Annotated in this window: 19 protein-coding genes; 13 read left to right on the top strand and 6 right to left on the bottom strand. The window is 60.7% G+C overall.

Going from position 1 to position 21,220, the window contains the following annotated elements:
* Positions 1-409: 409 nt before the first annotated feature.
* Together AB5Y67_RS17220 and AB5Y67_RS17215 are read left to right on the top strand one after the other, a co-directional pair.
* On the top strand, positions 410-889 hold the full coding sequence (locus tag AB5Y67_RS17220; RefSeq protein ID WP_199428344.1) for an N-acetyltransferase: 480 nt from the start codon (positions 410-412) through the stop codon (positions 887-889).
* A 267-nt stretch (positions 890-1,156) separates the two neighbouring features.
* Complete coding sequence (locus AB5Y67_RS17215) at positions 1,157-2,155, top strand: sensor domain-containing diguanylate cyclase (protein ID WP_199428343.1); 999 nt, start codon at positions 1,157-1,159, stop codon at positions 2,153-2,155.
* An 84-nt stretch (positions 2,156-2,239) separates the two neighbouring features.
* Here AB5Y67_RS17215 and AB5Y67_RS17210 read toward each other — a convergent pair whose 3' ends face one another.
* On the bottom strand, positions 2,240-2,866 hold the full coding sequence (locus AB5Y67_RS17210) for a porin family protein (protein ID WP_040068735.1): 627 nt from the start codon (positions 2,864-2,866) through the stop codon (positions 2,240-2,242).
* A 1,276-nt stretch (positions 2,867-4,142) separates the two neighbouring features.
* Here AB5Y67_RS17210 and AB5Y67_RS17205 point away from each other — a divergent pair.
* Entirely contained in the window at positions 4,143-4,907 is a 765-nt protein-coding gene (locus AB5Y67_RS17205; RefSeq protein WP_005336490.1) for a helix-turn-helix transcriptional regulator, read from the top strand.
* A gap of 40 nt (positions 4,908-4,947) precedes the next feature.
* On the opposite strand, the gene AB5Y67_RS17200 is transcribed toward AB5Y67_RS17205, so the two are convergent.
* A complete protein-coding gene (locus AB5Y67_RS17200; protein WP_031227931.1) occupies positions 4,948-5,778 on the bottom strand; it encodes a UTRA domain-containing protein in 831 nt (276 codons plus the stop codon).
* Between the two features lie 198 nt (positions 5,779-5,976).
* On the opposite strand from AB5Y67_RS17200, the gene AB5Y67_RS17195 reads away from it, so the two are divergent.
* From AB5Y67_RS17195 to AB5Y67_RS17170, 6 genes are read left to right on the top strand one after another with little or no spacing between them, the layout of a single operon-like run.
* Positions 5,977-7,038 carry an ABC transporter substrate-binding protein gene (locus AB5Y67_RS17195; protein ID WP_005355254.1) on the top strand — a complete coding sequence of 354 codons (1,062 nt, stop codon included), beginning with the start codon at positions 5,977-5,979 and terminating at the stop codon, positions 7,036-7,038.
* A gap of 9 nt (positions 7,039-7,047) precedes the next feature.
* Positions 7,048-7,881 (top strand): alkaline phosphatase family protein, encoded by an 834-nt coding sequence (locus tag AB5Y67_RS17190; RefSeq protein ID WP_199428342.1) that lies wholly within the window; start codon positions 7,048-7,050, stop codon positions 7,879-7,881.
* Positions 7,881-8,780 carry an ABC transporter permease subunit gene (locus tag AB5Y67_RS17185; protein WP_199428341.1) on the top strand — a complete coding sequence of 300 codons (900 nt, stop codon included), beginning with the start codon at positions 7,881-7,883 and terminating at the stop codon, positions 8,778-8,780. Before AB5Y67_RS17190 ends, AB5Y67_RS17185 begins: the two co-directional genes overlap by 1 nt.
* Positions 8,773-9,549 (top strand): ABC transporter permease, encoded by a 777-nt coding sequence (locus AB5Y67_RS17180; protein ID WP_005355251.1) that lies wholly within the window; start codon positions 8,773-8,775, stop codon positions 9,547-9,549. Before AB5Y67_RS17185 ends, AB5Y67_RS17180 begins: the two co-directional genes overlap by 8 nt.
* Before the next feature lie 6 nt (positions 9,550-9,555).
* Positions 9,556-10,563, top strand: coding sequence for an ABC transporter ATP-binding protein (locus tag AB5Y67_RS17175; protein ID WP_199428340.1), 1,008 nt, complete (start codon positions 9,556-9,558; stop codon positions 10,561-10,563).
* Positions 10,564-10,602: 39 nt separating this feature from the next.
* Positions 10,603-11,256 carry an HAD family phosphatase gene (locus AB5Y67_RS17170; protein WP_199428339.1) on the top strand — a complete coding sequence of 218 codons (654 nt, stop codon included), beginning with the start codon at positions 10,603-10,605 and terminating at the stop codon, positions 11,254-11,256.
* A 115-nt stretch (positions 11,257-11,371) separates the two neighbouring features.
* Here AB5Y67_RS17170 and AB5Y67_RS17165 read toward each other — a convergent pair whose 3' ends face one another.
* Positions 11,372-13,006 carry a sensor domain-containing diguanylate cyclase gene (locus tag AB5Y67_RS17165; protein ID WP_199428338.1) on the bottom strand — a complete coding sequence of 545 codons (1,635 nt, stop codon included), beginning with the start codon at positions 13,004-13,006 and terminating at the stop codon, positions 11,372-11,374.
* A gap of 83 nt (positions 13,007-13,089) precedes the next feature.
* Between AB5Y67_RS17165 and AB5Y67_RS17160 the strand changes: the two genes are divergently transcribed.
* Both AB5Y67_RS17160 and AB5Y67_RS17155 read left to right on the top strand, forming a co-directional pair.
* On the top strand, positions 13,090-13,530 hold the full coding sequence (locus AB5Y67_RS17160; RefSeq protein ID WP_005355246.1) for a DUF2214 family protein: 441 nt from the start codon (positions 13,090-13,092) through the stop codon (positions 13,528-13,530).
* A 131-nt stretch (positions 13,531-13,661) separates the two neighbouring features.
* Entirely contained in the window at positions 13,662-14,561 is a 900-nt protein-coding gene (locus AB5Y67_RS17155; protein ID WP_136501654.1) for a DMT family transporter, read from the top strand.
* Positions 14,562-14,627: 66 nt separating this feature from the next.
* Here the strand turns inward: AB5Y67_RS17155 and AB5Y67_RS17150 are convergent, their stop codons facing one another.
* From AB5Y67_RS17150 to AB5Y67_RS17140, 3 genes are all read right to left on the bottom strand, one after another.
* The gene (locus AB5Y67_RS17150) at positions 14,628-15,254 is read right to left on the bottom strand and encodes a glutathione S-transferase family protein (RefSeq protein ID WP_190973190.1); all 627 of its coding nucleotides are present in this window, start codon (positions 15,252-15,254) and stop codon (positions 14,628-14,630) included.
* 106 nt (positions 15,255-15,360) lie between these two features.
* A complete protein-coding gene (locus AB5Y67_RS17145) occupies positions 15,361-16,629 on the bottom strand; it encodes an O-acetylhomoserine aminocarboxypropyltransferase/cysteine synthase family protein (RefSeq protein WP_150389888.1) in 1,269 nt (422 codons plus the stop codon).
* A gap of 150 nt (positions 16,630-16,779) precedes the next feature.
* Complete coding sequence (locus AB5Y67_RS17140) at positions 16,780-16,956, bottom strand: hypothetical protein (RefSeq protein WP_005336463.1); 177 nt, start codon at positions 16,954-16,956, stop codon at positions 16,780-16,782.
* Positions 16,957-17,056: 100 nt separating this feature from the next.
* Here AB5Y67_RS17140 and sgrR point away from each other — a divergent pair, with 100 nt between their 5' ends.
* Together sgrR and katG are read left to right on the top strand one after the other, a co-directional pair.
* Positions 17,057-18,760 (top strand): HTH-type transcriptional regulator SgrR, encoded by a 1,704-nt coding sequence (sgrR, locus tag AB5Y67_RS17135; RefSeq protein WP_190973189.1) that lies wholly within the window; start codon positions 17,057-17,059, stop codon positions 18,758-18,760.
* Between the two features lie 145 nt (positions 18,761-18,905).
* Positions 18,906-21,083, top strand: coding sequence for a catalase/peroxidase HPI (gene katG, locus AB5Y67_RS17130; RefSeq protein WP_150389885.1), 2,178 nt, complete (start codon positions 18,906-18,908; stop codon positions 21,081-21,083).
* The last annotated feature ends 137 nt before the right edge of the window (positions 21,084-21,220 follow it).

Genomic DNA, 21,220 nt, shown 5'->3' with positions numbered 1-21,220 from the left:
GTCGTCAGTTTACCTTCAAATATGACCGCAATGGAACTATTTACATGCTTATAAGCTGAACTCGCATGTTGGGCTTCGCAGGCTCAGCACCAACCTACCGATTGTGTAGGTTGTGGCTGAGCGTAATGAAGCCCAACGTTTACCGCGTAATCTCTTTTTCCTTCCCCTCATCCCCGACCCTTCTCCCGCAAGGGGAGAAGGGAGATTCGGCTTCGTGGATATACACGCGATTGCCAACCTCATATCCCCGATGCTGATTTATTCCCTCTCCCTCCGGGAGAGGGCGGGGTGAGGGGTAGGGTGCAAAGAACGAAGTGAATTGCACCGCTGCTATTTATCTGCCAAAAGGTGTAATGCGCTGCGCTTATTACACCCTACATCCAACCCACACATGACAGGATGTCATTGCTTGAAACTTGAATTTAACACCATCGATCTGGAGCGGGATTACGAGCTCTGTGTGCAGGCGCGCAGGGATGCCTATTTTTGCAGCTTTCATACCCATGATGGTTTTGCCGACTTTATCGACGGCTATCGGGAGCGGATCCGCGAAAGGCTGGGGCAAGCGCAATGGCACTACCTTCATGTCTGGGCGGGTGAACAACGGGTGGGCCAGCTGGAGTTTCGCAGCTTTTCCGATGAGCCCGAGACCGGTTATGTGCAGCTGATTTATCTGTTCCCCGAATATCGTGGCACCGGTTTGGCTGCCGTGTTGCAGGCCTATATTCGCCAGCAGTTGCTGGGGGCGGGTTGTAAATGGGCGATGCTCTCCGTGAGTCGCACCAATGTGCGGGCCTTGAATCATTACCGGCGCTGTGGCTGGGTATTTCTGCGCCCCAATCCGAAACATCAGGAGACGGATTTTTATCGACTGACTCTGGCCGAGTGACCTCTGTGGTTGCTCCAGCGTATCCCCTCATTTATTCCCATCCCCCAAATGACTGAATCGTGAGTTAAATCCGGTAAATGGGGCGCGCTTGAGCCACACTTATGGCCACCCTGATTCAGCCTGCGCCGTGAGTGGCCGATAACCGGGGAAACGGTGGTGCGGTGGGGTTCTGGCTGACAGTTCTGTTGCAATATGCCAAGGTAGCGCCTCACGACAACAGCACGATTCCCCGTGGTGGCGCGGGGCGGAAGAACAAGGATAACTGCTATGGTGCAGGACAGTGACACGATCAGGATCTCGGATGTCAGCGAGGCCGTGGTGCATGGCATTCTGGAGGTGACCAGCGATGGCATCTGGGATTGGCATGCCAATACCGGTTTTGTCTATCGCAACCCCGGCTGGTACCGGATGCTGGGTTACGAGCCTCACTCCCTCGGCAATACCGTCTTCACCTGGGAGAACGTGATCCACCCCGACGATCTGGCGGCAGTGATGGCGAAGTTCGATCTCTGTCTGAGCGGCAGCGCCCATGAGTATCGTGCCGAGTACCGTTGCCGCTGCCGGGATGGCAGTTACCTCTGGATTGAGGATTGCGGCCGCATCATTGAGCGCAATCCCGACGGGTCTGTAGCGCGGATGATCGGCGCCCATCGCGATATCCACGCCAGCAAGTTGTTGCTGGAACAGCTGGAGCGGCGCAATCAGTCGCTGGAGCAACAGGTTGCCGAGCGCACCGCCGAGCTGGTGCGACTCAACGAGGCACTGCAACAGAAAGCCGAGGAGAACCGTCTGCTGGCAGAGACCGATGCCCTGACTGGCGCCGCCAGCCGCTATCGGCTGGAGCGGGCGTTGCAGCTGGAGTGCGAGCGGGCGCGCCGCTTCCATCAGCCGTTTACGGTGATCGCCATGGATGTGGACAACTTCAAGCAGATCAACGACAGCTATGGCCACAACGCCGGGGATCAGACTCTGATCAACATAGTGGCGCTGGTGCGCCGCCATATCCGCGAGATCGATCTGCTGGCCCGCTGGGGCGGTGACGAGTTTATGGTGTTGCTGCCCAACACCGGCCGCGAGGATGCGCTGGTGGTGGCGAGCAAATTTCAGGCATTGATGGCGAGCGAGCCCATCAGCCCCCATGCGCCCGCTACCATGAGCTTCGGGCTGGCGGAGTATCAGCAGGATGAGCAGAAGGAGAGCCTGATGGTACGTGCCGATCGGGCGCTCTATCAGGCCAAGCAGCTGGGTAAAGACCAGATCTGCTAACGCGGGGTACGGAAAAAGAGCAGTAAAAAGGGCCGCAGGTTTGAAACCTGCGGCCCTTTTGTATTGTTACTGACTCGGCGCGACTTAGAAGTGGTAGCGCAGACCCAGCTTGAAGGTATCCAGAGAGTAGTGCTCGTCACCCAGGCTCAGGGCGTCGAACTGGCGCTCGTAACCGATACCGGCAGAGAAGTGGTCGTTGAAGGCGTAGTCCAGACCTACTTCCAGATTGGGGTGTACCTTGCTCTTGGTTGCGCTCTTGCTTCCCTGACCGCTGAAACCGAGGAGAGTGGCGTTGCCGACAACTTCCACTTCGGTGCGGGTGTAGGCGATACCCGGTTTGGCATAGGCGCTGAAGCCCCAGGCCAGCGGCTGGCTCAGCTTGGCGGCCAGGCTGATGCTGCGGGTTTCGATGGTGGTGTCGGCAAAGCCGGTTGCAATCGGGGAGGTCACCCAGACCAGCTGATCCATCTGTTGGGCGTGCAGGCCACCTTCAACGGCTAGCCAGGGTTTGAAGCTGTAACCCACGATCAGGCTGCCGCCGTCGAGTTGGTCATCGATGAGCTTGGCGTCATAGACGTCTTTGGCAGCACCATCGAGATCCATCTTGGAGGTGGTCAGATCCAGACCTGCATACCAGCCTTCGGCATGGGCGCCGCCATTCATGGCCAGAGCAAGCAGGGAGAAAGCGGCAATTTTATTAAACTTGTTCATGGATAAATAACCTTGTGTTGCGTGAACTGCGTGTGATTTATATTGCTCAATCCATGAAGCTTTTTATATTTCCGTCATCGCTCTGCTTTCACAGAGGGGCCGCAGTATAGTCAGCGAATTTCTGAATAACAAGAGAGTGATTTCCCCATTCTTCTAAATATGACTGGCTGCAAGCAGGGGCATTTTGTTTAATAAATGGTGTTATTAGAGTTTTAGCTTTATTGAGGTTTAAATAATTAACTGGTGAGGCAAATGACAGGCTGTGAGTTCGATTTTGATTCTATATGATTGATTTATATCGGCATTTAATTTTTATTCGAGAGTGACCATGATGAGCTGTCTAAAAATTGGCATCTCAGATGTCACTCACAGGCGTCAGGCTCTTTTCGATGATTTTTTGAACGCCTCACAAGGTGAAACCGTGAGAAAAAAATCTATCTTTTTGCCTGTTTTTTGCTCTTTTTGAGGTTTGGGATTGTTCCCATTGAGGGTTTTGGTGGTCTTTTGAGGCTGTTTTTACGTGGACCATGTTGCCCATCAGATACGCGAATGGGCGCTTGTGGGTGGCTTTTCTCTTCACCCGGCCGCAGTTGTTGGGGTGGGCATGAGGCGCGATAAGCAGATATGGGTCGTGCGGCCTGATTAATTTTGTTTGCTTATATACACAAGCCATTTAAAAGATAGGTTTTTGGAGTTTTAAATAACTTTATTATATTCGTTTTTATATTTAATGAAGCTTTCCAATCAAGCCATTTAAATATATTGAATGGCAATAACACGGTATTGATGGCCGTTTAGGATACCTTGCCAGAACGGTCGTGGTGACTGGCGCATCAGTGGGCGGCGGGTGGCCTGTGACACTTCCCCTTGCCGAGGCCCTTGACCTGACCTGCGAATTCAGGGAAAAGAAAAGGGCGGTGCTATCAGCGCCGCCCAATGCCAGGAAAGAGAAAAAACCTTACGGTTTAAAAGATAAAAATTTGGAAGCAAACAATCGATTTCTCAACCAGGAAGGGTCTTGAATTCGATACGTTTCGATTATGCGCGATGTTCTATGCAGCACTAGCAAAATGTTTGCGGGTTGAAAGATATGCACTGTCTGGTGTCAGATTTTGAGACCTCATCGTTCAACTGGTCTGTCCTGATGGGCGTTGTAGGCGATTTTTTCTCTAGGCTGTTTTTTCGGTGTCAATATCTGAGCCTTGAAGGTAAAAACAGGTCAGAAGCTGACTCGGCATAACCATGCAATGAAAGTGCGATAACAAGGAAGAGTGGCATGACCTACAGCCAGACCCTGGCCAACAATATTCTCGACACCCTGAAGAAGACCCTGACCGACAAGGGGATCCGCTATCAGACCCTGGCAGAAGCCATGGGTGTCTCCATCGCGACCGTGAAACGGATGATGAACAAGCCCTCGCTGCCGTTCGATACTCTGCTGGAGATCTGCCATTTGGTGGGGCTCTCGTTCGAGGAGTTGCTGGATCGCACTCAGGACGCCCAGAGCCGCCGCGCCGTCTTCACTCAGGAGCAGGACGAGGCGTTTCACAACGAGCCGGGGCTTTACGCCTTTCTCGCTAATATCTTCTGGCGCGACAAGACGCTGATCGATCTCAAGCGGGAGTACGGCCTGACCGATGCCTCCTGCTATCTCTATCTGCGCAAGCTGGAGAAGCTTGGCATTTTGCAGCTCGGTATCGACAACAGTTACCACTTCCTCATCAGCGAGCGGATCAGCTTCGAGCAGCACAGCCGTTTCGCCCGTCAGCAGGCGCGGCAGGCAATGTCGGTGCTGGGGGAGTATCTGGTGGAGAACATGCACAAGTCGAACAACTATATGGCGCTCTGCCAGCTGCACCTCAACGAGGGAGAGGCGATGGCGCTGATCGACCGGATGAAGGAGTACTGGCATCAGGAGATCAAGCTCAACCGCCCCGCCATCGGCCAGCAGGAGCACGCCAAGACCTACACCATGTCGCTGCAACTGGCCGACTGCGGCTACCAGAGCTTCGATGACATGATCCCCAATATCGACAACTGATCCCGGCGGATCCTGCGGGATCCGCTCTGTTGGCTGGAGTCTAATCGGCGACCCGGGTTTGTTGCAGCTTGCCTGCGAGCGGCTGCAATGCTCGCGTATCCAGACAGATGCGGATCGCATCCGGCCGCCAGTGCTCGATATCGCAATCCACCAGACCGCCTCGCTCGTCGTAATTGACCCGCACCAGCCGCAGTACCGCGCTCCCCTCCGCCAGATTGAGGGCGCGGGCGATGGCGCCCCGCGCCGCCGAGGGGGTGATCTCGAGACTCGCCCCGCCCTGGCCTATGCCATAGCGCTGCTGATAGAGCTCGGTGAGGGAGCTGGCCAGCGGCGCGCTGGCGATATCGGGAAAGCGGCTCGCCAGCAGGTGGTGGCTGACATGAAGCACCGGGCGGCCGTCGATCAGCCGCTGGCGGCGGATCTCATAAAGTGGAGTGAAGGGTTCCAGCCCCATCCAGCGGCACAGTTCGCTGCTGGCAAGTTCGCTGCCGTGGGCCAGCACCCGGGTTTCGGCGGTGCGCTGCTGCTCGCCGATCCACTGGTGAAAGTGGGTGTGGATGGCGGGATCGTAGGTGAGGCGGGGTGGCGCCACAAACCAGCCGCGCCGTTCGGCACGGTAGATAAGGCCGTCTGCTTCGAGGCTGGAGAGCGCCTCCTTGATGGTGATGCGGGTGGTGGCGAAGCGTTCGCTCAGAGCCCGTTCGGCGGGCAGCTGCTGCCCGGCCCCCAATTGGCCGCTGCCGATATAGCGGCGCAGGGTCTGGCAAATCTGTTCGCACTTGGAGGAGACGCGGCCATCGGCCATGCTCTGTTCGTTCACTCTCTGCTCGCTCAATCTCGGCTCGGTCACACTCTTGTCCCTGTTGCTTATTCAGAAGGCGGGTGGCTGGCCAATCCCTTACTGGAATAGTCCAGCCTCACTCGGGTTCAGAGTTGTAACCGCTGTGGATGACAGCGCCATGACAGGGTGATTGTCATCAAACTGCCATTAAAGCGCCCCGCCACCGTCACAATTCCCCTCTAGCATCCCTCTCGAACCTTAACTGACCTAGTCCAGAGGGATGGGATGATGAAAAGCGTGATCGCAAGTGCACTGGCCATGGTGGCCATCAGCCAACCGTTGTTTGCCACAAATAGCTATGCAGCCGAAAATATCGCGGATCTCGAAAAGGCCGCCCGTGGCGAAGGCCAGCTCCACAGCATCGGTATGCCCGACAGCTGGGCCAACTGGAAGGATACCTGGCAGCAGCTGGGCAGCATCTACGGCATCAAGCATCAGGATACCGACATGAGCTCGGCGCAGGAGATCGCCAAGTTCGCCGCCGAGAAGGCCAATGCCACCGCCGATATCGGCGACGTGGGTGGTGCCTTCGGCCCGGTTGCGGTCAAGCAGGGTGTTACCCAGCCCTACAAACCTTCCACCTGGGCTGATATTCCCAACTGGGCCAAGGATGCGGACGGTCACTGGATGCTGGCCTATACCGGCACCATCGCCTTCCTGATCAACAAGGATCTGGTCAAGGCAGCCCCCACCAGCTGGCAATCCCTGCTGGGTGGTGACTACAAGGTGACGCTGGGTGATGTGGGCGTTGCCTCCCAGGCCAACAACGGCGTGCTGGCGGCGGCCTATGCCACCGGTGGTAGCGAGAAGAATCTCAAGCCCGCGCTGGAGTTGTTCGGCCAGCTGGCCAAGCAGGGTCGTCTCTCCCTGAACGATCCCACCATCGCCAACATCGAGAAGGGTGAGGTGGAAGTGGGTGTGCTGTGGGACTTCAACGCCCTCAACTACCGCGACCAGATCGACCCCAAGAAGTTTGATGTGGTGATCCCGAGCGACGGCTCCGTCATCGCCGGTTACACCACCATCATCAACAAGTGGGCCAAGAACCCCAACGCCGCCAAACTGGCCCGTGAATACATCCTCTCCGATGCCGGTCAAATCAACCTGGCCCGCGGCTACGCCCGCCCGATCCGCAGCAACGTGACTCTGCCGGATGATGTGAAGGCCAAGCTGCTGCCAGCCGAGCAGTACGCCAATGCCAAGCCGGTGCAGGATCACGCCGCCTGGGAGCAGAGCTCCAAGGCCCTGCCGCGCCAATGGCAAGAAACCGTCATGATCAACATGCAGTAAGGGAATCCAGTGCAACACAAGGTGATAGTGGTACTTGTGGATGGTCTGGCAGCCGAGGTAGCTCACACCATGGGCTACCTCGGTGGCATGGTGGAGGCGGGGCGGGGCCTGCATACGACCCTGAATGCTGCCCTGCCGTCTCTCTCCCGACCCCTCTACGAGTGCATCCTGACCGGCGTGCCGCCGGTGGTGAGCGGCATCACCCACAACGGGGTGAGTCGCCTCAGTCTGCATGACTCCATCTTCCATCTGGCCCGCGCTGCGGGCAAACGCACCGCAGCGGCGGCCTACCATTGGGTGAGCGAACTCTACAACCGTAGCCCCTGGCTGGGTGCCCGTGATCGCTTTACTCATGACGAGCAGTTGCCGATCCAGCACGGCTGCTTCTACTGGGATGACAACTATCCCGACAGCCATCTGCTGATGGATGGCGAGTGGCTGCGCAGCCAGTACGATCCCGATTTTCTGCTGATCCATCCGATGGGGGTGGACGATGCAGGCCACAAGTTTGGCCTCGATTCCCGCCAGTACCGCAATCAGGCGTGCCGGATGGACAGCCTGTTGGCCGATCTGCTGCCCCAGTGGCTGGCGGAGGGGTATCAGGTGGTAGTCACCTCGGATCACGGCATGAACAACGACCTGAGCCACGGCGGCACCCTGCCGGAAGAGCGCACCGTGCCACTCTGGCTGTTTGGCGATGCCTTTATCGAGCGCTGGCCGGATGGAGTGGCGATTGCCCAGACCCAGCTCTGCGCCCTGATGGCGGATCTGCTGGGCATCCCCCACGACAAGCCGGCGGCGCCACCGCTGCTCAAGGCCGCTTTTATGCGCGAGGTGCACTGATGATGCCTGCCACCACCGAGATCCTCGCGGATCAACCCGTGGCCACCAAGCTCCGGGTGCGCCGCCACTGGCTGCCCGCACTGGTATTGCTGCCGTTTATCCTCTTGATGATCCTGTTCCAGCTTGCCCCCATGGTGTGGGTGCTGGTGGGCAGCTTTCAGACCCCCGATGGCTGGGGCCTCGACTACTACCGGGAGATTTTGAGCTCCCCCTTCTACCTGCAATCGTTCGGCAACTCGTTGCGCATTGCCGGTATCGCCAGTCTGGCGGGGCTTGCCATCGGCACCCTCGGGGCGGCGGCGCTGCGTCACAGCTGCGAGCGGGTCAAGCGGGTACTGTTGGCCTTCGTCACCATGACCGGCAACTTCAGTGGGGTGCCGCTGGCATTCGCCTTTATCATCATTCTCGGCATCAATGGTGCGGTGACCCTGCTGCTGAAATCATGGGGATTGATCGACGGCTTCAACCTCTACTCGGGTAGCGGCCTTATCCTCATCTACACCTACTTCCAGATCCCGCTCGCCCTGCTGCTGCTCTACCCGGCGTTCGATGCGCTGCAGGATGAGTGGCCACAGGCTGCCGCGCTGCTCGGCGCGAGCAAGCGCCAATATGTGTGGCACGTGGCGCTGCCTGTGCTGACGCCTGCGCTGCTCGGCACCCTGATCATCCTGTTTGCCAACGCGGTGGGGGCCTATGCCTCCGCCTACGCCCTCACCACCGGCAACTTCAATCTGGTGACCATCCGGGTGGCCAGTCTGGTCTCCGGAGATATCTTCCTCGAGCCCAATATGGCGGCGGCGCTGGCGGTGATCCTGATGGTGCTGCTGGGGGTGGTGACGGCCGCCAACCAGTGGCTGCTGAAAAAGAGCTATGTGAACAGGGGGCAATCCCATGCATGATTTGACGCCGCGCTGGCCCAAGTGGGTGCTGGGTGGGCTGGTCGCCACCCTGCTGCTGCCGCTGCTGGCTACCTTTCTCTACTCCATCTCCACCCGTTGGGGGGCGACCCTGCTGCCGGACGGCTTTACCCTCGACTGGTATCTCAAGCTGTGGGGCGATCCGCGCTTTCTCGCGGCGTTTGGCCGCAGCCTCCTGGTCTGCTTCGCCACCCTGCTGCTGGGGACCCTGGTGCTGGTGCCGACCGTGCTGGTGGTGGCCTACTACTTCCCCAAGCTGGATCCCTGGATGAACCTGCTGATCCTGCTCCCCTTCGCGGTGCCACCTGTGGTCTCGTCAGTGGGGCTGCTGCAGATCTACGCCGATGGTGTCCTGCCCATTATCGGCACACCGTGGATCCTGATCGGCACCTGGTTCACCGTGGTGCTCCCCTTCATGTACCGGGCACTGGCCAACAGCCTGCAAGGGGTACCGCTCAGGGATTTGATGGATGCTGCCCATCTGCTGGGGGCCAGTAGTCGGCGGGCCTTCCTGCTGGTGGTGATCCCTTGTCTGCGCAAGGGGTTGCTGGCTGCCCTGTTTCTCTCCCTCTCCTTCCTGCTCGGCGAGTTCGTGTTTGCCAACATGCTGGTGGGCACCCGTTACGAGACCCTGCAGGTCTATCTCTACAACATGCGCGCCACCTCGGGCCACTTCACCAGTGCGCTGGTGATGAGCTACTTCCTGCTGACCCTGCTGCTCACCTGGGCAGCCAACAGATTTCATCGGTGATCCAAGATGTTTCATTTAGAAGTCAATCAGTTGCACAAATCCTACGGCGATACGCCGGTGTTCGAGGGGATCGAATTCGGCATTCGCAAGGGGGAGCTGGTGACCCTGCTCGGCCCCTCCGGCTGCGGCAAGTCCACCCTGCTGCGGGCGCTGGCGGGGCTCACTCCGGTGGATGGCGGCCAGGTGCGGGTGGCCGGTGAAGAGATCACCTGGCAGGCGCCCCAGAAGCGGGGCATCGGCATGGTGTTCCAGAGTTATGCGCTCTTCCCCAACATGACGGTGTGGGACAACGTTGCCTTCGGCCTCAAGATGAAGCCCCAGCCGGGACGGGATCTCGCCGCCAGCGTGCAGGAGGCGCTGGAACTGGTGGAGCTGACCGGCTTCGAGCGCCGCTATCCGGCCGAGCTCTCCGGCGGTCAGCGCCAGCGGGTGGCACTGGCCCGGGCGCTGGTGGTGCAGCCGCGGATCCTCTTGCTGGATGAGCCGCTCTCGGCGCTGGATGCCCGCATCCGCCGCAGCCTGCGCCAGCAGATCCGCGAGATCCAGCAGCGCCTTGAGCTCACCACCATCTTCGTGACCCACGATCAGGAGGAGGCGCTTACCATATCGGATCGGATCTTCCTGATGAACAAGGGATCCATCGTGCAGAGCGGCACGCCGGAGCAGATCTATACCCGTCCCGCCAGCGAGTTTGTGGCAGGCTTTATCGGCAACTACAACCTGCTTGGCGCCGAGCAGGGCAAGTCGCTGTTCGGCCCCCGTTTTCAGGGCAAGCTGGCGCTGCGGCCTGAGTCCATCACCCTGCTGCCCGCAGGGGCGACCAGCAGCGAACCCAGCCTGCCCGGCATCGTTCGCCAGCAACAGCTGCTCGGCAACGTGATCCGCTATCAGGTGGAGTGCGAGGCGGGGCTGTTGACGGTGGATTGCCTCAACCGTTCGGCTGGCGATCTGCTGGCCACCGGCAGTGCTGTGACCCTGGCGGTGGCCCGGGATCAACTCTGTGAGGTAGCATGACGCCTCGTTTCATTTTTGTTGTTACCGCAAGGAGCCCTCATGGCACTGGCACTGTTTGATCTGGACGAGACCCTGATTGCGGGGGATTCCGCCAGCCTCTGGCTGGAGTACATGGTGGCCGAGGAGCTGGCGCCCGCCAGCATGATCGCTGAGGAGCAGGCCATGATGTCCCTCTACCATCAGGGCAAGATGGACATGCACCAGTATATGGCCTTCACCCTGCAACCGCTGGCGGGCAAGACGCGCCAGTGGCTCGACTCGCTCTGTGCCCGCTTTGCCGAGCAGGTGCTGCGCGAGCGCCTCTACCCCGAGGGGTTGGCGCGTATCGAATGGCATCGGGAGCGGGGCGACGAGCTGGTGCTCATCTCCGCCTCCGGCGAGCATCTGGTGGCCCCCATGGCGAAGATGCTGGGGATGGATCACTGCGTCGCCATTCTGCTCGATGAGGAGGAGTGGATGCTGACCGGCCAGACCCGCGGCACCCTCAGCTTTCGCGAAGGCAAGGTGGCCCGCATCAACCAGCTGTTTGCAGGCAGGGACCACCTCTGGCAGGGGAGCTTTGGCTACAGCGACTCTCACAATGATCTGCCCATGCTGCGGGCGGTGAGCCATCCCCATGCGGTCAATCCGGCCCCCGCGCTGCGCCAGCAAGCCGAGGAGCTGGGCTGGCCTGTGCTGGAGTGGCAGCGCTGAGCCGCGCGCCACACAGGCTTAACGTGCGGCAAGAAGCACGAAAAACAAAGAGAGAGGCTGGAGCCTCTCTCTTTGTTCTTGCTGACGGCGTTGTGGTTGGTGATGGCAGCTGTAGCTACCCCTCGTTGGTTTGTTGTCGGGGCTCGCCAAAGGCGGGAATATCCTCCTCGGCACTCTGGTGAGGGGTGTGGCGCAGCGGGAAGCAGATACGGTTTTTCCCCTCCCGCTTGGCCTGATAGACCCCCTTGTCGGCCAGCTCCACCAGCTCTTTGGCCGAGAGCCCGGAGCGGCTGAAAGCCACCCCGCCGCTGATGGTGATGGTGAGATCGGGTTCGCGCCACTCCAGCTGCTCCACCCCGAGCCGGAACGCTTCCAGCAGGGAGGGGAGCATCGGCTGCTCTTCGCCGTAACGGAAGATCAGCACCAGCTCCTCGCCGCCATAGCGGCAGAACCAGCCCCACTCGTGGAACAGATTCATGCCCAGCTTGCTCACCCGCTTGAGCACCACATCCCCCGCCTGATGGCCGTGGGTATCGTTGACCCGTTTGAAGTCATCCAGATCGAACATCACCACCCCGAAGGGAGCGCCACTGTTGAGCTGCTTCTGCAGGCACTCGTCGAAGAAGCGACGGTTGTAGAGCCCGGTGAGTTTGTCCTGATGGGCTTGCAGGCGGATCTGGGCAAAGTCCTGGCTGGCGGCATCCATCTCTTCATAGACCTTGGCCAGCTCCAGCATACGGCGGCCGTTGTAGGCGATACCGCCGGAGCGGCTGGCGCGGATCAGCAGGGTGATCTCCCCCAGCATGCGGCGGAAGTAGCGGGACCAGAGCAGGGCCAGCAGCAGATAGAGAATGCAGGCGACGGCAATCATCAGCTGGACGTTGATGGAGACGCTGTCGATCACCTGCTGCATGCTGGCAGTCGGCTCGACGCTGAGCAGGATCCAGCGCTGCTCGGGGATGCGGTAGTAGGAGACCATCATGCCGCTGGCATCATCGAGGAAAAAGCCCTGCGGCTGTTGCATCCGGGCCAGCCAGTCGGGGTGGGCGAGGGGTTTGAATACCCGTTCGCGATCCGGATGGGCCAGCACCAGCCCGTCATGGTTGAGCAGGATCTGATAACCATTGCCCAGATGGTGACTCTGATCATGCCGACTGTTTAGCCAGCTGGCGAGGGGGGTGAGCTGGGTATCCAGCGAGAGTACGCCAACCCGCTTGCCGTCAGGATCTTCAATCACCCTGGCCAGCGCCATAGTGAGGGTGCCCAAGGTGTAGTCGTAATAAGGAGCGGTCCAGACAATCTGTCCGGGATGGCTGGCGGCCAGCAGATACCAGGGGCGGGTTCTGGGATCGAACTTCTCGTCGGCCTGCCAGGAGGGGTGGATCAGCATCTTGCGATGCTCGGTGCCCACGTAGACGTAATCGAGCTCCATCACCTTGTGATAGGCCTGCCACTGTTGCAGGTAGCGCTCGCCGTTGCGGATCTCCGGGCCGCTGAAATCCCGATAATTTACCTGCTGATAAATGAGCGTAAACTGGCGTTTGAGGGTCGCCAGATAGGGTTCGATCAGGGTATGGAAATACTGGGTGTTGCGAGCAATCAGATATTGTTGCTGCTCGTGGCGCAGGGTGCGCTCCATATGCAGGTAGTAGATGCTGCCGAGCAGCAACACAGGGATAAAGAGCAAGAGGAGGCCCAGCCGCATGCGGGTGATCAAAGACCAAGTGTTCTTGGGCTTGGCGGGGGACATGAACAGATCCTTTTCGTCTCGGGTGACACCAGCATATATGATGCTGTGCGGCTCGTCTAAAGGCAGAAAATGAGATGTTTCCGATGCTGAACCACACTCTGCTCTCAATGATTCATTATGGCAGCATAGCGGTGCTAATCCTTGCCCTCTGTGTCGAGTATCTGATCTTTCGGCGCGGCCTGAACATGCTGCGAGTGCGCCGTCTGCTGCTGGCAGATGGGGTGGCTGCGCTGGCGCTCTTCTCCATCTTTGCCACCGGGTGTCTGCTGGCCCTCGAGCATGCCAGCTCGGTGGCAGAGATCTTTGCCCATCCTGCTCACGGCCTCAAGATGGGGCTGTTTCTGCTGATTGTTGGCTCCCTCGTTTATCCCAGCCGCCTCTTCTATCGCTGGCGTCGCGCCCTGCGTCTGGGCAAGGCGCCGATGATCTCCATCCAGCAGCACTTCCGGGTGGTGTGGATCCTGCGGGGCAATCTGCTACTGATTGCCCTGTTGGCCGTGTTCACCAAGCCCTCGCTGCTGTAACACTCGCTGTGCTCAAAAGCAGTGCGATGCAGCGCGTGGAGAGCGAAGACAAAGAGTGGAGACAAGAGGATAGGGAGGCGGGTATCTTAGATCGGATAACCCGTCACGCGCCGATTTAAGGAAGAATCGCCATGCGCTCCAATCTGATGTTGCTGATGGCTGCCACCATCTGGGGTATGGGCTTTGTCGCCCAGCGCCTCGGGATGGATCACATGGGGCCCTATACCTTCAATGGCCTGCGCTTTCTGCTCGGTGCCCTCTCCCTGCTGCCGCTGCTCTGGTGGCTCAAATCCCGACAACCTGTTGCCATCGCGAGCGACCATCGCCAACTGCTGATCGGTGGTGTGCTGGCCGGGCTGGTGCTGTTCTGTGCCGCCTCCCTGCAGCAAGTGGGGCTGCTCTATACCACTGCCGCCAAGGCCGGTTTCATCACCGGGCTCTACATCATTCTGGTGCCGGTACTGGGGCTACTGCTGCGCCACAAGAGCGGCCTCAATACCTGGATCGGCGCCATCATCGCGCTGGCCGGTCTCTATGTGTTGAGCGTCACCGACGAGTTCACCATCGGCTTTGGCGATCTGTTGCAGGTAGTTGGTGCCCTGTTCTGGGCTGTGCATCTGCTGCTGGTGGATCACTACTCCAACCGGGTTGCTCCCATCAAGCTCGCCGGGGTGCAGTTCGTAGTCTGCGGCCTGCTCAGCCTCGCCACCGCCTTTGTCATCGAAACCCCGACTGTGGCTGGTGCCGTGGCCGGTTGGCAGGCACTGCTCTATGCCGGGCTGGTATCGGTCGGGGTGGGTTATACCCTGCAGGTGGTGGGGCAGCGGGGTGCTCATCCTGCCCATGCCGCCATCATCCTCAGTCTGGAGACCGTCTTTGCCGCCGTGGGTGGCGTGTTGCTGTTGGGTGAGACGCTGGATGAGCGCGCCATCGCCGGTTGCGCCCTGATGCTGGCGGGGATGCTTATCTCTCAAATCCGGCTGCGCTGGTGGTGGAAGTCGCGCCGGGACAAGGTGCCCGCTACCAAGTAAACCGCGGCCCGCTGCATAACAAAAACGCCCCGACAGTCGGGGCGTTTTGCATGGTGGCTGTTCGGATCAGGGGCGCTGATCCAGCTCGCGCTCCAGCTCTACCGCCTTTTGACGGGCCGGATGGGTATTGAGGCGTTCCCAATAGGCTTGCAGATGCGGGAAGTGGGCAAGCTGGCCGCTTTGCGCCAGCAGATCCACCAGGAAGGAGTTCATGATGTCGGCGCCGGATAGGCGATCCCCCACCAGATAGTGGCGATTCGCCAGTACCTCGTTGAGGTAGCCCAGCACCTTGGCACACTCCGCCTTGGCGTAGTCCGGCAGGAAGCGCATCGGGCTGCCATCCTTGCGCACGAACATGTCGAGCAGCAGCGGCAGAATGCCGGAGCTCTCGGCAAAGTGGAGCCACTGCAGATATTCGGCATACTCCGGGCTGTCTGTGGCCGGCGCCAGCCGATCCGGGGCGTAGCGGGCAATCAGGTACTCGGTGATGGCGCCCGATTCCGCCAGCACCCGGCCGTCGAACTCGATGACCGGCGACTTGCCGAGGGGGTGGATGGCTTTGAGCTCGGGCGGTGCCAGAAAGGTGGTGGCATCGCGCTGATACGCCTTGATCTCATAGGGCTGGCCCAGCTCTTCGAGCAGCCAGATGATGCGTTGGGAGCGGGATTTGTTCAGGTGGTGCAGGACTATCATAACGACCTCGATTCGGTGGCAGGATGGTGTATACGAGCAGGCGAGGGGGGCGGTTCACCGATGGCTAAAAAAGAGCGGGCTGATGCCCGCTCCCTCGTTGACTGACTCAGGCCTCCAGCGCCTGATCCAGATCCGCCAGAATGTCCTCGATCGCCTCGATCCCCACCGACAGCCGGATCATCTCCGGTTTCACGCCTGCCTTGGCCTGCTCCTCCTCGCTCAACTGGCGATGGGTGGTGGAGGCGGGATGGCAGGCCAGCGACTTGGCGTCGCCGATATTGACCAGCCGCTTGAAGATCTTCAGCGCATCGTAGAAGCGCACGCCCGCCTCGTAACCCTCTTTCAGGCCGAACGAGAGAATGGCCGAGGGGCGACCGGCCATGTACTTCTCCGCCAGCAGATAGTGCGGGTGACCCGGCAGACCGGCATAGCTGACCCAGGCAACCTTGGGGTGATGCTTGAGGTGGTTGGCGACCCGCAGGGCGTTGTCGACGTGGCGCTCCATGCGCAGGCTCAGGGTCTCCAGCCCTTGCAGCAGCAGGAAGGCGTTCATCGGCGCCAGCGCCGCGCCGGTATTGCGCAGGGGCACTGTGCGTACCCGCCCGATAAAGGCGGCCGGGCCAAAGGCCTCGGTATAGACCACCCCGTGGTAGGAGGGTTCGGGTTTGGTCAGCTGGGGGAAGCGCTCGGCGTGATCCGCCCAGGGGAACTTGCCCGAGTCGACCACCACGCCACCCAGCGAGTTGCCGTGGCCGCCGACATATTTGGTCAGGCTGTGTACGACTATGTCAGCGCCGTGTTCGATGGGCTTGCAGAGTACCGGGGTGGCGACCGTGTTGTCGACGATGAGCGGCACACCACGGGCGTGGGCGGCCTTGGCCAGCGCGGCCAGATCGACGATGTTGCCTGCTGGGTTGCCGATGCTCTCGCAGTAGACTGCCTTGGTCTTGTCGTCGATAAGGGCGGCGATGGCCTCGGCGCTGTCATCCCTGGCGAAGCGCACCTCGACCCCGAAACTCGGCAGCATGTGGGCGAACAAGGTATAGGTGCCGCCATAGAGCTGAGGGGTGGAGACAATGTTGTCACCGGCGGCGGTCAGCGCCTGAATGGCGTAGGTGATGGCGGCGGAACCTGCCGAGACCACGAGCGCGGCAATCCCCCCTTCCAGCGCGGCCATCCGCTGCTCCAGCACATCGTTGGTGGGGTTCATGATGCGGGTGTAGATGTTGCCCGGCACCGCCAGATTGAACAGATCCGCCCCGTGCTGGGCGCTCTCGAACTCGTAGGCCACCGTCTGGTAGATGGGCACGGCGACCGCTTTGGTGGTGGGGTCGTTGGAAAAGCCGTGGTGCAAGGCCAGGGTCGCATCTTTCATCACACACTCCTTGTTGGATGTTGCTTATGGCAGTTATAGATGGATAGACGTCCAATCTATCAGGCCCGTGGCCGATGTAAACAGCAAGATCCGGCAAAGCAATGTCGCCCACAGGGGATGCGTGTCCCGAGTGGTTGGTATGGCCTGCACTCAGAGACGACGGCGATACTCCTTGTCATCGATCTGGTTCATGTCCCACTGCATCAGGCGGTTGAGCTGCTGCATGGGATCTTCGATAAGTGGCAAGGGGCGCGGCAGGATCCGCTTGAAGTAACGGCGCAAGGTCTGCTGGATCCGGTTCGGTTTGAGGGGGTTGGCGTGGCTCATGATGGTGTTCCTCTGCTGTGGTTCTCACGTTCGCCAGCAGTATTGAGCTAAAATACGGAAGTAAAAACTGATGACTTATAGCAACAGGATTTCCTCTTTTATGCCGACCGGTCGCCTCTACCAGCAATTTCAACGACTCGCCCAGCTGCTTGGCAGCGACGAGCGGGAGATCAGCCTCGCCGAGGTGGCGGATCTGCTCTGCTGCACCCCGCGCAACGCTCGCCTGCTGCTGCGGCGGATGCAGGATCAGGGCTGGCTCAGCTGGTCGGCAGAAGCGGGGCGGGGGCGGCGCTCCCGACTCACCCTGCTCGATAGTCAGGAGAGCCTGACCCGGCGCTGCTTGCGGGAGCTGCTCAGTCAGGGCCAGCTGGCACAGGCGGTGCGGCTGGCCGAAGATCGCCTCGATCTGCTCACTCCGTTGCTGATAGAGCAGCTCGGTCAGGCCACCCGCGAGGGGCGCCAGATCCTGCGGGTGCCCTACTACCGGCCGCTGCCGCAGTTGCTGCCCACCGGCCCGATGCGCCGCTCCGAAATTCACCTGAGCCGCCAGATCTTCAACGGCCTCACCCGGCGAAATGAGGAAAATGGGGAAATCGAAGGGGATCTGGCCCACCACTGGGAGTGTCTAGGCCCCTGTCACTGGCGCTTCTATCTGCGCCCGGCGGTGCGTTTTCACCACGGTCGCGAGCTGGTGGTGGAAGATGTGATGGAGAGTCTGCTGGCCCTGCGGGATCGCCCGCTGTTCGCCCATCTGGATCGGCTGGAGAGCCCCTGGCCGCGTACCCTGGATCTCTATCTCGACAGCCCGGATCCCTGGCTGCCCCACCTGCTGGCGGAGCCGGTGGCGACCATTTTGCCGCGAGAGCTCAAGGGGGAGGCGGGCTTTGCCCTGCGACCTGTGGGCACCGGCCCTTACCGGGTGGCTGTGAACGATCCCCTGCATCTTTGCCTTGCGGCGTTTGACGACTACTTCGGCCTGCGCGCCCTGCTCGACGAGATCGACATCTGGATGCTACCGGAATTGGCGGAGCGGCTGGAGACCCACCTGCAGCTGGGGCGCGACAGCCCTGAGCTCGGTACCATGCGCGGCGAATCGGAGCTGGAGTCGGGCTGCTACTTCCTGCTGCAGGACGATCGTTCCGGATCCTTGCAGGATCCCGCCCTGCGCCAGTGGCTCGGCCAACTGCTCAATCCGGTGGCCCTGATGGGGCGGGTCGCCCCCGAGTTGCAACGGGGCTGGACCAGCGCCCTCGGCCTGTTGCCCCACTGGCGCGAAGCGCTGCCCGCGCCCTTGCCTACGCCTGCGCAGTTGCCGACGACCTTGGTGCTGGCCTGTTTCAACCAGCATCTGGAGTTCAACGAGTGCGCCAACGCCATGAGTAGCCTGCTGACCGAACAGGGGATCAGGCTGGAGGTGCGCACCCTGGATTACGGTCGCTGGGTGAGTGGCGAGGATGAGGATGTGGATCTCTGGCTCGGCACCCTCAACCTCGAACATGCCGGCCCCTTTGCCCCCTACGCCTGGTTGCAGGGGACCCCGTTACTGCGCAAGGTGTGGAGCAGTCAGCATGAGTTGTGGCAAGGATTGATGCAGTGGCGCGCCAGCGGTGAGGAGCCAGGCCCCCGCGCCCTGCTGGCAAGGGTGCAGCAGCAGAGCTGGTTTGTGCCGCTGTTTCACCACTGGCTGGAGCTGGAGAGCCGGATCGGCGTGCACGGGGTGCGGATGACAGCGCTCGGCTGGTTCGATTTTCGCAGTGCCTGGCTGCGGCCAGAGCCGCCCCATCAGCCCGCAGAGGCGCCATAGTTCGTCCAATTTCTGTCGCGGCTGACGGGCGCTCCGTGGCCGCTTGCGTGAAAGATCCGTAAATCGGCCGCTGCTGCACAGTTTGTGTCACGCCTCTGTGCCATGCTGTTTCAGGTTATGGACAGCAGAGCAAATGAGGAAAACGATGAGCAACAATTCAGACAGTTCCGCAGGAAAATGCCCGGTCATGCACGGGGGAACCACCTCCGTCGAGACGTCCAGAATGGAGTGGTGGCCGAAGAGCCTCAACCTCGACATTCTTCACCAACACGATACCAAGACCAATCCGCTGGGGGCCGGTTTCAACTATCGGGAAGCCTTGAAGGGGCTCGATATGGCGGCCCTCAAGCAGGATGTGACCGCCCTGATGACCGACAGTCAGGAGTGGTGGCCCGCCGACTGGGGCCACTACGGCGGCCTGATGATCCGCATGGCTTGGCACTCGGCCGGGACTTACCGCATCGCCGATGGCCGTGGTGGTGGCGGCAGCGGTAACCAGCGCTTTGCCCCCCTCAACTCCTGGCCGGATAACGCCAACCTCGACAAGGCCCGTCGCCTGCTGTGGCCCATCAAGAAGAAGTACGGCAACAAGATCAGCTGGGCCGATTTGATTATTCTGGCGGGCACCGTGGCTTATGAGTCCATGGGGCTCAAGACCTTCGGCTTCGCCTTTGGCCGCGAGGATATCTGGCATCCGGAGAAGGATATCTACTGGGGATCGGAGAAGGAGTGGCTGGCGCCCAGCGGCAAGCCGGGCGGTCGTTACTCCGGCGAGCGGGATCTGGAAAATCCGCTGGCGGCGGTGATGATGGGGCTTATCTACGTCAACCCGGAAGGGGTGGATGGCCAGCCCGATCCGCTGAAAACTGCGCAGGATATGCGGGTCACCTTCGCCCGCATGGCGATGGATGATGAAGAGACGGTAGCGTTGACCGCCGGTGGCCACACAGTCGGCAAGGCTCACGGCAACGGCGATGCCAAACAGCTTGGCCCCGAGCCGGAAGGGGCCAGCCTCGAGGAGCAGGGGCTCGGCTGGATCAATCACCACAGCCGCGGCATCGGCCGCAACACAGTGACCAGCGGCATAGAGGGGGCCTGGACCACCCACCCGACCCAATGGGACAACGGCTATTTCGATCTGCTGTTCAAGTACGACTGGTGGTTGCAAAAATCTCCGGCAGGGGCCCATCAGTGGGAACCGATCAATATCGCCGAAGAGGATATGCCGGTGGATGTGGAGGACCCGTCGATCCGCTGCAAACCCATGATGACGGATGCCGATATGGCGCTCAAATTCGACCCCGAGTATCGCAAGATTGCCGAGCGCTTCCGCGATGATCCGGCGGCCTTCTCCGACGCCTTCGCCCGCGCCTGGTTCAAGCTGACCCACAGGGATATGGGGCCGAAGAGCCGCTATGTCGGCCCCTATGTGCCGACAGAAGATCTGATCTGGCAGGATCCGGTGCCTGCCGGACGCGCCGATTATGACGTGGCGGCGGTGAAGACCAGGATTGCCGCCAGCGGCCTCTCCATCAGCGAGCGGGTGAGTACCGCCTGGGATAGTGCCCGTACCTTCCGAGGCTCCGACAAGCGGGGCGGTGCCAACGGCGCCCGCATCCGGCTGGCGCCCCAGAAGGATTGGCCGGGCAACGAACCGGCGAAGTTGGCGAAGGTGCTGGCGGTCTATGACAAGCTGGCGGCCGAGTGTGGCGTCAGCGTCGCGGATCTCATCGTGCTGGGGGGCAACCTCGCCATCGAGCAGGCTGCGCTGGCCGCCGGGGTGACGGTGAGCGTGCCGTTTGCGCCGGGCCGGGGGGACGCCACTCAGGCCCAGACCGATGTGGCCTCGTTCGAGGTGCTGGAGCCGCTGGCCGACGGCTTCCGCAACTGGCTGAAGCAGGACTATGTGGTGACGGCGGAGGAGCTGCTGCTGGATCGCGCCCAGCTGATGGGACTCACCGCCTGCGAGATGACGGCGCTGGTCGGCGGGATGCGGGTGCTCGGCACCAACCACGGCGGTACCGGGCACGGGGTCTTTACCGACCGAGTCGGGGTGCTCAGCAACGACTTCTTCGTCAACCTGACCGACATGGGCTACCAGTGGCTGCCGAAAGCGAGCAATCTCTACGAGATCCGAGATCGCCGCAGCGGCGCCCTGAAATGGACGGCCACCCGGGTGGATCTGGTGTTCGGCTCCAACTCGGTGTTGCGCGCCTATGCCGAGGTCTATGCCCAGGATGACAACAAGGAGAAGTTTGTCTGTGACTTCATCACCGCCTGGAACAAGGTGATGAATGCGGATCGCTTCGATCTGTTGGGCTAGTCCCCGAGCCGTTTGGTTATCTGCACCAGCCCCGCACACCCAAGATGTGCGGGGCTTTTTACTGCCCGCTTTTCTGTGCAGCCCTACAATCCGCCGCACTGCGACACCTGCTGGCCGGTCGCGCAGGGGCGCTGGCA

The organism is Aeromonas sp. s12, from assembly GCF_040907925.1.
GTDB lineage: Bacteria > Pseudomonadota > Gammaproteobacteria > Enterobacterales > Aeromonadaceae > Aeromonas > Aeromonas veronii.
The sequence above is the reverse complement of the archived record's forward strand: the minus strand, read 5'-3'. Positions and strand labels throughout refer to the sequence as shown.

What these genes read in the sequence shown, in the direction of transcription:
- AB5Y67_RS17215 (WP_199428343.1), top strand. Translation starts at nt 1,157, where the DNA reads ATGGTGCAGGACAGTGACACGATCAGGATCTCGGATGTCAGCGAGGCC.
- AB5Y67_RS17210 (WP_040068735.1), bottom strand. Translation starts at nt 2,866, where the DNA reads ATGAACAAGTTTAATAAAATTGCCGCTTTCTCCCTGCTTGCTCTGGCC.
- AB5Y67_RS17205 (WP_005336490.1), top strand. Translation starts at nt 4,143, where the DNA reads ATGACCTACAGCCAGACCCTGGCCAACAATATTCTCGACACCCTGAAG.
- AB5Y67_RS17195 (WP_005355254.1), top strand. Translation starts at nt 5,977, where the DNA reads ATGAAAAGCGTGATCGCAAGTGCACTGGCCATGGTGGCCATCAGCCAA.
- AB5Y67_RS17185 (WP_199428341.1), top strand. Translation starts at nt 7,881, where the DNA reads ATGATGCCTGCCACCACCGAGATCCTCGCGGATCAACCCGTGGCCACC.
- AB5Y67_RS17180 (WP_005355251.1), top strand. Translation starts at nt 8,773, where the DNA reads ATGCATGATTTGACGCCGCGCTGGCCCAAGTGGGTGCTGGGTGGGCTG.
- AB5Y67_RS17175 (WP_199428340.1), top strand. Translation starts at nt 9,556, where the DNA reads ATGTTTCATTTAGAAGTCAATCAGTTGCACAAATCCTACGGCGATACG.
- AB5Y67_RS17170 (WP_199428339.1), top strand. Translation starts at nt 10,603, where the DNA reads ATGGCACTGGCACTGTTTGATCTGGACGAGACCCTGATTGCGGGGGAT.
- AB5Y67_RS17165 (WP_199428338.1), bottom strand. Translation starts at nt 13,006, where the DNA reads ATGTCCCCCGCCAAGCCCAAGAACACTTGGTCTTTGATCACCCGCATG.
- AB5Y67_RS17160 (WP_005355246.1), top strand. Translation starts at nt 13,090, where the DNA reads ATGCTGAACCACACTCTGCTCTCAATGATTCATTATGGCAGCATAGCG.
- AB5Y67_RS17155 (WP_136501654.1), top strand. Translation starts at nt 13,662, where the DNA reads ATGCGCTCCAATCTGATGTTGCTGATGGCTGCCACCATCTGGGGTATG.
- AB5Y67_RS17150 (WP_190973190.1), bottom strand. Translation starts at nt 15,254, where the DNA reads ATGATAGTCCTGCACCACCTGAACAAATCCCGCTCCCAACGCATCATC.
- AB5Y67_RS17145 (WP_150389888.1), bottom strand. Translation starts at nt 16,629, where the DNA reads ATGAAAGATGCGACCCTGGCCTTGCACCACGGCTTTTCCAACGACCCC.
- AB5Y67_RS17140 (WP_005336463.1), bottom strand. Translation starts at nt 16,956, where the DNA reads ATGAGCCACGCCAACCCCCTCAAACCGAACCGGATCCAGCAGACCTTG.
- sgrR (WP_190973189.1), top strand. Translation starts at nt 17,057, where the DNA reads ATGCCGACCGGTCGCCTCTACCAGCAATTTCAACGACTCGCCCAGCTG.
- katG (WP_150389885.1), top strand. Translation starts at nt 18,906, where the DNA reads ATGAGCAACAATTCAGACAGTTCCGCAGGAAAATGCCCGGTCATGCAC.